General features: G+C 54.0%; 12 protein-coding genes, 1 tRNA gene and 3 pseudogenes. 14 read left to right on the top strand and 2 right to left on the bottom strand.

Translation table 11 applies throughout. The features are described from left to right. Window positions 1-156: 156 nt before the first annotated feature. Window positions 157-1,203 (bottom strand): Fic family protein, encoded by a 1,047-nt coding sequence (locus Q1M04_RS15510; RefSeq protein WP_300448732.1) that lies wholly within the window; start codon window positions 1,201-1,203, stop codon window positions 157-159. A gap of 497 nt (window positions 1,204-1,700) precedes the next feature. Between Q1M04_RS15510 and Q1M04_RS15505 the strand changes: the two are divergent. Beyond that, window positions 1,701-1,874, top strand: a pseudogene (locus tag Q1M04_RS15505) (tyrosine-type recombinase/integrase); the annotation flags it as partial. A 241-nt stretch (window positions 1,875-2,115) separates the two neighbouring features. Here the strand turns inward: Q1M04_RS15505 and Q1M04_RS15500 are convergent. Next, a tRNA-Thr gene (locus tag Q1M04_RS15500) sits at window positions 2,116-2,191 on the bottom strand. A 290-nt stretch (window positions 2,192-2,481) separates the two neighbouring features. Between Q1M04_RS15500 and Q1M04_RS15495 the strand changes: the two genes are divergently transcribed. The 13 genes and pseudogenes from Q1M04_RS15495 to Q1M04_RS15435 all read left to right on the top strand — a co-directional run. After that, complete coding sequence (locus Q1M04_RS15495; RefSeq protein ID WP_300448729.1) at window positions 2,482-2,766, top strand: helix-turn-helix domain-containing protein; 285 nt, start codon at window positions 2,482-2,484, stop codon at window positions 2,764-2,766. Next, a complete protein-coding gene (locus Q1M04_RS15490) occupies window positions 2,763-3,233 on the top strand; it encodes a hypothetical protein (protein ID WP_300448726.1) in 471 nt (156 codons plus the stop codon). Before Q1M04_RS15495 ends, Q1M04_RS15490 begins: the two co-directional genes overlap by 4 nt. Window positions 3,234-3,490: 257 nt before the next feature. Beyond that, window positions 3,491-3,931 (top strand): XF1762 family protein, encoded by a 441-nt coding sequence (locus Q1M04_RS15485; protein ID WP_300448723.1) that lies wholly within the window; start codon window positions 3,491-3,493, stop codon window positions 3,929-3,931. 3 nt (window positions 3,932-3,934) lie between these two features. Beyond that, window positions 3,935-4,324 (top strand): hypothetical protein, encoded by a 390-nt coding sequence (locus Q1M04_RS15480; protein ID WP_204789833.1) that lies wholly within the window; start codon window positions 3,935-3,937, stop codon window positions 4,322-4,324. A 5-nt stretch (window positions 4,325-4,329) separates the two neighbouring features. Beyond that, a complete protein-coding gene (locus tag Q1M04_RS15475) occupies window positions 4,330-5,040 on the top strand; it encodes a hypothetical protein (protein WP_300448720.1) in 711 nt (236 codons plus the stop codon). Window positions 5,041-5,247: 207 nt separating this feature from the next. Continuing rightward, a complete protein-coding gene (locus Q1M04_RS15470; RefSeq protein WP_300448717.1) occupies window positions 5,248-5,574 on the top strand; it encodes a hypothetical protein in 327 nt (108 codons plus the stop codon). Window positions 5,575-5,612: 38 nt separating this feature from the next. Then, a pseudogene (locus Q1M04_RS15465) lies at window positions 5,613-6,186 on the top strand (DNA cytosine methyltransferase); the annotation flags it as partial. Window positions 6,187-6,434: 248 nt separating this feature from the next. Continuing rightward, window positions 6,435-6,704 carry a hypothetical protein gene (locus tag Q1M04_RS15460; protein WP_204789834.1) on the top strand — a complete coding sequence of 90 codons (270 nt, stop codon included), beginning with the start codon at window positions 6,435-6,437 and terminating at the stop codon, window positions 6,702-6,704. Between the two features lie 4 nt (window positions 6,705-6,708). Further along, a complete protein-coding gene (locus Q1M04_RS15455) occupies window positions 6,709-6,999 on the top strand; it encodes a hypothetical protein (protein WP_300448714.1) in 291 nt (96 codons plus the stop codon). 215 nt (window positions 7,000-7,214) lie between these two features. Beyond that, window positions 7,215-7,844: a hypothetical protein gene (locus Q1M04_RS15450; RefSeq protein WP_300448710.1), complete on the top strand. Its 630-nt coding sequence runs from the start codon at window positions 7,215-7,217 to the stop codon at window positions 7,842-7,844. A 187-nt stretch (window positions 7,845-8,031) separates the two neighbouring features. After that, window positions 8,032-8,844 carry a hypothetical protein gene (locus Q1M04_RS15445; protein ID WP_300448707.1) on the top strand — a complete coding sequence of 271 codons (813 nt, stop codon included), beginning with the start codon at window positions 8,032-8,034 and terminating at the stop codon, window positions 8,842-8,844. Between the two features lie 63 nt (window positions 8,845-8,907). Next, on the top strand, window positions 8,908-9,261 hold the full coding sequence (locus tag Q1M04_RS15440; RefSeq protein ID WP_300448704.1) for a hypothetical protein: 354 nt from the start codon (window positions 8,908-8,910) through the stop codon (window positions 9,259-9,261). A gap of 247 nt (window positions 9,262-9,508) precedes the next feature. Further along, window positions 9,509-9,727, top strand: a pseudogene (locus Q1M04_RS15435) (group II intron reverse transcriptase/maturase); the annotation flags it as partial. Window positions 9,728-9,852: the final 125 nt, after the last annotated feature.

Below are 9,852 nucleotides of genomic sequence, written 5' to 3'. Positions count from 1 at the left end.
CCCTTCGACCGGGCTGGGACTGGAAAAGCGAGGAATTCATCCCCCAATATGGCCCTTTATTGGTCGTTTCCTTTACCTTTGTCTGTTTGCCTGGCTTTTACCGGCTTTAATCAGTGCTTCCTTAAATGAAATCATATCCATTGAAGTCACCTTATACTATGCCTTAATATAACGCGTAGATCTTGCCGACCCGATCCGTTTTATTGCACCGCTCTTTACCATTGAACCGAGGACTGCTTCAACTGTTGTCGGACTGACATCGGGGAGAATCTTACATATTTCGGCTTTGGAAAGAGGGGTCAGACTGTTTAATACCGTTGCTTCTATGCGGGCTTTCTTTGTAATCTTTTTCCCATGTACGACTGCAAAGCGTTTGTCCAACTCTTTATAGCACATATAAAGCATAGACAGGAAATTCTCAATAAATGGGAAATAACTATTTTCATTTGATTCCCAACCGTCAGAAGATTGACGAAGAGATTCGTAATAATAGGCTTTGTAGTTATTGATTTGCTCTTCAAAGGACACATATTTTCCGGCATCAAAGCCATTCTTGTATAGGAGCAACAACGATAACAGGCGTGACATTCTGCCGTTACCATCTCTGAATGGATGTATGCAGAGAAAATCCAAAATAATGCAAGGAATCAATAGCAGTTGGTTTATATTGGCGTCACTACGTGCTTCCATATAGGCAAGCTCTAACTGTTCCATAGCCTTTGGCGTTTCATTTGCAGGGGTGGGACGAAAACGAACACGCCTGTTTCCGTCTGTTTCGATTTCCAAAATCACATTATCGTCTGCTTTATATTGACCGCCATATTCATAACCTGCAAATGCCATCATCATTTCGTGCAAATGCAAAATATCACGCTCACAAAAATCAATACGCTCATAGTCCAAATGAATTTCATTTAATGCATCCCTATATCCGGCAATTTCCGCTTCATTATGATTCAACGGAGCGCTGTTCTGATTGACGATAGCGGCAATACGCTCGTCACTTGTAACAATACCCTCAATAGCATTAGAACTCTTAATCGACTGTACCTTTGCAACTGCCTCTAACTCCGTAAAAATTTGGGTATATTCCTCTTTTCGCACTCCCGCCATTGTTTTCAATGCCGAAATATTTGAAGTAAGATTCACCAAATTTGCAGGCAGTAAGCCGTTGCTTAAAAAAGAGTAATCGAATTTCCTCATATCACACCATCCTTTCTGCATATTGTTGTAGCATATTATATGCAGAAAATCAAGCCATATCTGTTTTATCTGCATATAAAACAGAATAAATTATGCAGGTATGAGGAAACAATGTGCAGAAACTTATAAAAAGCAGTACAGAATGATTACATACTGCCTTCATCAAATGCTCATTTTGCAGCATGCCAGTCTTTTTCAGATGTGTAATGCCGTCACTATATCCTCTGAGATAAAATCTCTGCCGTTCCATACTGTCGTACCGAATCTGCATGAAAAAAGGCGTCCATCTGATAAGATGAAACGCCCACGGCAACCAGCGGCCAGGCAATACACCGGACCGCTGGCGCTATTAAATTTTGTCGTTAATGAAACAGCCTCCTTTTTTCGATATTTTTCTCGCCATGTTTCAACTTGGAAAAGGAATTGAATAAATGACGGCAAACGCGTGGACTCCTTGAAAATCAAGGCTTTTTCCGTTTGTCGTTATTATACCGTAACGCCATACCTTCGCGACCATGGCTCTGCAAAACGGCGTAGACGTAAAAACGGTATCTACTATGCTGGGACACTACGACGCAGGCTTCACCCTCCGCACCTACACCCACGCCACACGGCAGGCACAGGATGAAGCGGCGGAAAAGATGGGAGCATTTATGGAACAGATGATGTAAACCCGAAATGACAAAAGACAACACCGCAGCGGACAATATCCTGTCCGCTGCGGTGTTCGTTTCTGATTATTTTCCCATGTGGGTCAAGTTGTGGGTCTTGACCGTTTCTCGCAAAAGAAAGCCTTCGCGGAGTCTGTATGCGAAAGGATTATTTTGGGTCAAGAAGAGAATCAAATGTGGGTCAACTATTTTCCTGAAAAGTTACAAAAACGGCGAAAATAATTTAATTTTCGCCGTTTTTTGGAGCTACTGATGTGACTCGAACACACGACCTGCTGATTACGAATCAGCTGCTCTACCGACTGAGCTACAGTAGCATATTCAATTTTTTGCAACCCGGTCTGGTAGTTACGAATCAGCCGCTCTACCGACTGAGCTACACTAGCATATTTCTCATAATCGCATTTTGTGGTTTCGTATTCCTCCGCTGGAAAACCTCTTTACAACGCTTTTTATGATACCACAAAAAGTCTCCCCCGTCAACATTTATTTCAGATTTTTCGCTCTGGGCTGATGTAGTAAGTTAAATGCAGAAAAGGTTTTTCAACCTTTTTCTGCATTATTTTTTTACCCAAACGGGGGCAGAAACGGGAAAAGGGGTGATTAAGTGAGGACTTTGACGCTGGAGGACCGCAGAAAGATTGAATTGATGTGGCGGCGCAACGCTTCCCCGGTCAAGATTGCCGCAGAGCTGGAAATCAGCCAGTGTACTGTATACACGGAACTGAAACGCGGCCAGGAGACGGACGGTGGGGGCGGCGTGGTGCTGGACGAGAACTTCCGGCCTGCGTACAGCGCCGAGCGGGGCCAGGCTGTGTACCAGAGGAACTTGCGGAACCGTGGACGCCGACCCAAGAGGGAAACGGAACAGAAGGAGGCGAAGCAAGCATGACCAACTTTGAGAAAATCACGGCGTCCCCGGATGTGTTGGGTGAGTTTTTGGCTTCTCTCCCCGTGGCGACCGGGCCGTGGGACGAAGAATTTCACCGGGCGTTCTGCGATTCTTGCGAACTGTTGGAATGCAGAGCGGAGACTTGCCCGTACAAAGGGAACCGCCCGCTGTGGTGGCTGAACCAGGTGGGGACGGGCGAGGGGCAGAATCGGATTGTGCTGTGGGTGAAAAGTGACGGCTACAGAAAGACAATGGAAGAGTTTTCCAAAAAGGTCAAAGAAGCCAGGAGCGAGCGGGTAAAGGCAACAGGGGATAAAGCGTTTACCCACCTTGAAGCCTTGCTGACTGAATTGGTTGAAGTCCTTTTGCCGGACGAGAAATGCCGGGTTGTGATGGACTATGACCCGGACGCAGAGCAAGTTACTTTTTCCCGACTACCTGCACACGACATCCCGGCGGGAACGTAATGAGGCTGTCAAGCTCCTGCCCTTGTTCGAGGTAAAAGCGGACAATCGGACGTTCCAGATTAGGGAAAACGCCATTCCAGGAAATAGTTTCAAGCATTTCGCAAATGCGCTGGGCCTCCGATTTTGGGGTATCGCCAAAATCTACAGTGTATTGAACAAGACCACCCATAAAATATTCTCCTTTCTATAGATTCCCGGCGGCGGGGCAACGCCGCCGGGACCAGTATAGCAGAAGGGAGAAAGAAAGGGAATAGACCATGCTTGAAATTGTACCTATGACACTGAAAGAGGCAAACGCATTTGTGGAGCAGAACCACCGACACCACGGACCGGTTGTGGGCCACAAGTTTTCCATTGGCCTGTCAGATGGGGAGAAAATCGTGGGTGTTGCTATTGTAGGCCGTCCGGTTGCCCGGCACCTGGACGACGGGTGGACGCTGGAGGTCAACCGGCTTTGCACAGATGGGAGCCGCAATGCCTGTTCCATGCTGTACGCCGCCGCGTGGAGAGCGGCCCGTGCCATGGGATACAAAAAGCTGGTGACTTACATCCTGGAGAGCGAGAACGGGGCGAGCCTCCGCGCCGCCGGATGGAAATGCGTGGGACAGGCCGGGGGCCTGCGGTGGACCGGGAAGCGCCGCCCGAAGGTGGACCTATACCCGGCGCAAATGAAAATCAGATTTGAAAAGGAGGGGTGACGAGTGGCGAGGAAAAAAGAGTACCCCGGCGGCTTCCGGCTGACGCTGGCGACGGCGCGGCGGCTGGCCGTGCAGGAGTTCGGGACGGCAAAGGGCCTGGAGCCGGACCGGGGGACGTACCTGGAAGGGTTCTTCACTATGCGGATGGGGAACATGGGCATATCCATCAGCCCGGACTTGGGAATGAGCGGGTGCATCGTGGTACGGGCGGGGCTGTGTACGGCAAGCCATACCTGCATCGGCTACTTCAACCGGGAGACGCTGGAGCCGGACTTTGACGTGATGGACAAGTACGAGCGACGGGAGAAGCGCGAGGCGCTGGAAACCTGGGTGGGAGACATCGGCCCGGACGCCTGCCACAAGCGGATTGATGAAGTGTGGAACAGGAGGTAGCGGACATGAACACCATCTACAAACCGAAGGGCGCGGCGGCGGAGTACGGCGACTATGCCGTGAACATCTACACCGGATGCCCCCACCGCTGTTACTACTGTTTCGCGCCCCAGGTCCTGCACCGGGAGCGGGAGGTATTTCACTCATGCGTGGAGCCGCGCAAGGACATTGTGGCGGAACTGCGGCGGAAGTTGGAGCGGGAGAAAATCACCGGGGAGCTGGTCCACCTGTGCTTCACCTGTGACCCGTATCCCACCGGCTGCGACACGGCTACCACGCGGGAGGTCATTAAGGCCCTGAAAGAGTACGGCAACCACGTCCAGATTTTGACCAAGGGAGACGGAAGCAGGGACTTTGATTTGCTGGACGGCGGGGATTGGTACGGCGTGACTATCTCCTGCGACGTGCCCATGGCAGACAAGGCGGAGCCGTGCGCAGTCAAACCGGCGGACCGCCTGTATAGCCTGGAGGCGTTGAAATGCAGGGGCGGCAACACATGGGTATCGTTCGAGCCGGTCCTTGACCCGGCGGCGGTGCTGGACTGCATCAAATACTGCTCCCACTTCATCGACAAGGTGAAGATTGGGAAGCTGAACTACCACCCGTCGGACATCAACTGGGCGCAGTTTGGCCGGGATGCCGTGGCCGCGTGCAAGGAAATGGGCCTGGACTACTACATCAAGGACAGCCTGCGGGCGGAAATGGACAAGCCGTGAGCGCGGGCGCGGACTTCTCCCGAACCTGCGAGGGGTGCGAGTACATACGGACAGAGCCGTGGCCGGTCAAGGGAAGCTACATCGAAAAGACCATAGCTTTTCGATGCTTTGCGCCGGGGAAACACAAGGGCTATCACATGGGGACTACCTACCTCCTGCCCTATGTCCCGGCGTGGTGTCCAAAAATGCAGGGGAAGGAGGGGGACGATGGGACCGGAAAACGGGTTTGACCTGAACGACGTTACGCTGTACCTGGGCGACACACCGATTGCGCGGGGAGAAATCCGACTGGCGGAAATCACCCTGCCGCCGGATGCGCCGAAGCTGGAGAGCGTACTACCGCTCCAGGAAGTGGAATTTGCATTTACCATCAAAGCGCCGAAGCGCTGGCGCTGCAAGAATCGGAAGCGGTTTATTAAGCTGATGATGTCCGAGGGGATAAGCCGGAACTATGCGGAACGGCTGGCGGACTTTGTGCGGGGGCGGATGCCATACGGGAAAGTGTGGCGGAAATATATCTGGCAAAATCTCTGAATGTTCGGCCCTGAAACGGGGTCAAGGAGGTGGTTTAGGTGGAGCATTTAGGAGACATTACGAAGTTGAACGGGTACGAGCTGCCAGCGGTTGATGTAGTCATTGGTGGTTCACCTTGTTAGCCAGGACTTGTCCGCAGCCGGGAAACGGGCCGGATTGGCCGGAGCGCGGAGCGGCCTGTTTATGGAACAAATCAGAATCATTAAGGAAATGAGGGAGGCAGATGCAGGTCGAGGCAGAACAGGTAAGTTTATTCGGCCCCGATTCATGGTGTGGGAAAATGTCCCAGGAGCCTTTAGCTCAAACAAGGGAGACGACTTCCGGGCCGTACTCGAAGAAACAATCAGAATCGCGGAACCGGACGCGCCCGACGTTCCATTGCCTGCAAAGGGAAAGTGGCCGCTGGCTGACTGCTGGTACGGGGATGGATGGTCCGTCGCCTACCGAGTTCTCGACGCGCAGTTTTGGGGAGTTCCCCAGCGCCGCCGTAGAATCGCGCTTGTCGCAGATTTTGGAGGACACGCCGCACCCGAAATACTCTTTGTCCGCCAAGGCGTGTGCGGGGATACTGCGGAGAGCGGAGCGGCGGGGGAAGAAACTGCCGCCGGAGCTGGAGGCGGCGCTGGTGAGGCAAGCGCGTATAGGATAGGGGCGTATTACAGCGCCGGGATGCTGCCGGACAACCCGAAAGCCGGGATTATCCCGGTGGAGAAATCAAACACCCTGACGGTATCGGCGGGTTCCCGCTGATATGGGAGCGCCTGAACGGGCCGGGGGCCTGCCTGTGGGCCAGCGAGATAGAAGAATTTCCCATTGCCGTGACCAAGGCGCGGTTTGACGGAAAGAGAAGGTGGTAAGCGGTGAGCTATTGCAAAGACTGTGGCCGGGAAATCGACTGGATGCAGACGGCGGAAGGACGGTATATCCCGGTGGACCCGGACCCGGAATTTGTCATTGAGGGCGACGGGGACGAGAGCTTCTACACCGAGGAAGAGGGCATACTTACCGGGCGGCGGGCGACGCCGGAGGAAGTGCAGACCAGGGAGGCCAAAATCAACACGCCGCTGGGGTTCGTGCCGCATTGGCGGACCTGCCCTTGCAGGGGAGAATTTCGGCAGAAGGGAGGATGAAACCGTGGAGAAGGTCAAGTACATAAAAATCGAAGTGGGACAAGCCAAGAAGCGGCGGTGGGTGAGCCTGCGGACGTGGCTTGCGCGGCTGAACGTCTGGGCCGTGGCGTGGTATGCGTTCCTGATGGTGGCCGGGATTCTGCTGTATAAGCTGGGCGCGGCCTATGCCCTGCGGGAGCGGGGGTATTACGCTGTCGGCGGCGAGGGGCTTGCCCTTTTGCTGCCCGTGTTCTACTACTGCGCGGCGGCAACCATCCGGGACATCGTGCGGGACGTGAAGGACCGGGGGAAATGAGCTGCAAGAGGAAGAAGCGGCCAGCGAGAAAGCCGCCCGCCAATGCCACGGCATGGTGCGCCCTGCATGAACGGCTGATGAACGACGTTTACATACGGCGGCGGGGGTGCGTGATGCGGCGGTGCAAACACCTACACTGGCTGAACGACGAGGGCCGGAAACATGATGGATACCCGGAAAACGGGTCCAAATAAATGAAAAGTGAGGAAAAGAAAATGGTAGACATCAAAGGATTAGACAAGGCGCGGGTCCTGAAAGCGCTGTATGACCACAGCCACGTCCAGGGGCTTGGATTTATGCACGCTGCCGAGGAAGGGACCGTGACGGTGGAGAGCTGCGCTGAACTGCTGGCGAAGCACAGCTATTTCGACTACCTGCACGGGCGAGTGCTGAAAGTGGACCTGTCCGGGGACGAGTTCGACGAGCGCCTGTATGACCGGGATTGCGGCGACGGCGCGGCGCAGAAGGCCGTCGATTCCGTCCGGGCAGAGCGGGAGAACAGCGGGGACGCCGACAAGGGAGAGCCGGAGGGCGGAGAGGACACCGCCGGGAGCGCGGACGGAGAGAAGAAAGAGCTGTCTATGGAAGAAAAGGTGGAGCTGTCGAGAGTTACTATCATCAAAATTTTGGAAATCTTGGAAGAGCTTCCCCCGGATGTGGGCGCAACCACCTGTACGATGCTGAAAACGATGCTGCCGGGGCCGTCGCTGGGCGGTCTGGTTGGGCTGATGATGGGCGGGCCGTTTGAACCGCCGATGGGCGGATTTCTGGGGATGAAAACGTCTGTGCATATCGCGGACGAGCTTGACAGAGCGCCCTTCCCGTTCAAGGGCAGATTCGGATAAAAGAAAACGCCCTGCGTAAGCCTCCTACAGCTTGCGCAGGGCGGACGCCCCGGAGGGCGACCAATCAAGTACGCTATATATTGTACCACACTCCGGGGACAGATACAAGGGGGAAACCATGCGCTGCGGCGCATTTCGGGCTTGTATGGGATAGTAACTTAACGACCACGGGGGAGGTGTTGCCGGTATGCGGACGGTGTACCGGGAAAAGAAGTATACCTGCGGGGAATACCTGGATGTGTATATCTATCCGGTCTTTGAGACGGGAAAGCCGGGCGGAGGGAAGCGGGAGAAAAAGAAGCCCTCTACGAAGGCCCAAAAGAAGCTCAACCAGAGGCACCGGGAAGAAAAGCTGGTCCGTCTCCTTCACGCAAACTTCACGCCGGAGGACCTGGAAATCCATCTGACCTACAAGGGGGAGCAGCCGGGGAGCGACGAGGAAGCCGCCCGTAACCTGCGCAACTACATCCGGCGGATACAACGCCTGCGGAAAAAGATGGGACTGCCGCCCTTGAAATACATAGCTGTCACCGAGCGGGGAAAGCGGGGCGGGCGGTATCACCACCACATCACCGTCAACGGAGGGATAGACCGGGATACCCTGGAAAGCATGTGGGAATATGGCTACGCAAACTCCCGCCGTCTGCAATTCACCGAGGACGGGCTTGCCGGGCTGGGGAACTACATCGTAAAGTCTCCCGTTGGGGGGAAAGCGTGGACGGCCTCTAAAAACCTGGTGGACCCGGAGCCGAGGACGCGGGACGGGCGCATATCCGGGAGCAAGGCGCGGGAGCTGGCTAAAAGCCTGGAGAGCGGAGAGAAATTCGCAAAGTTTGAGCGCCTTTATCCCGGCTATCTTATGTCGGCGGCGGAGGCTTTTCACAACGACGTGAACGGCGGGTGCTACCTGGTGGCACGGTTCTACAGGAAGGACGGGAAGTTTATCCGTCCGAAGCAAAAACCGAAGCAGAGGAAGCGGGAAGGGAGGAAAACAGAATGAGCATGGTAGCGCAAGATGATGAAGGAGCGTTTCAATATCGACATTCAGGAGGTGTAAAAATCGGTGAAGCTGAAAAAGGTTGCGGCGATATGCGCCAAGCAAGGGGCGTACTACCTGTTCGACGAAGTGGAAGAAAATGGAGAGCTTATCCGGCAATGGCTGGGCGACGGGCGTTCCGCCTATCCTCTGTCCGGACTGCCGGTCCTAGACGAAGAAAACTTGTGCGCCATGTTCGACATCACGGAGAAGCGGCGGAAGAAGTGTGTCCTCGCCAGAAAGCCGATGCCGGACGGCATGAGTGTGGAGGACTACGCTAAAGGAGAGCGGGAGCTTTATGACGAGTGGCCCACGGTAGAGCATAACGGGTATGTCCGTTTTTCCTCCAGGCGGCGGACCAACCCCAACCCTAGCCTGTAACCTTCCTCGCCGGTGAATGTCGGGAGATATGCACAGTCGAGGCCCTCAAAGAAGCGGGGCGGAAGCCCCGCAGAGGGTACTTGACTCCATAACGTTTTCCGGGAAGTGACTGCGCTATGGGCATTTCGCCTCTTTACTCCATTCGCCAGTACAGCGAGGAAATTTACAAGGTCGCGGCCTTCAAGAACGGCAGATCTTCCAAGGGAAAAAGGAGGCGGCATGAGCAGAGCAGATAAGCACGGCAGGCATCCATGTATTGAAAGGTATTCAGCAAAAAGCAATCGACAAAACATACAAGTTCCAACGGCTATACCGGAATTTGTACAACCCTGAATTCTATCTGCTGGCCTATCAGAATATTGCCAAATCTCAAGGCAGCATGACGGCGGGCGCGGATGGAATCACCTTGGACGGAATGAGCATGGCGAGAATTGAAGCCATCATTGCGTCCATCAAAGACCGCAGCGATAAGGTAGAATAAGTTTCGCAAAAAGAAAAAGAGACATAGTTTGCAGAGCTCTGGTAGAATGAAGTTGCGACACACCATTCTGAAAGGAGACTGCAAACTATGTCCGAGAAGATTGTACAGCT

This window comes from uncultured Oscillibacter sp. (assembly GCF_950073225.1).
GTDB lineage: Bacteria > Bacillota > Clostridia > Oscillospirales > Oscillospiraceae > Oscillibacter.
Note: the sequence above shows the minus strand (reverse complement) of the source record. Positions and strands in the feature narration are given on the sequence as shown.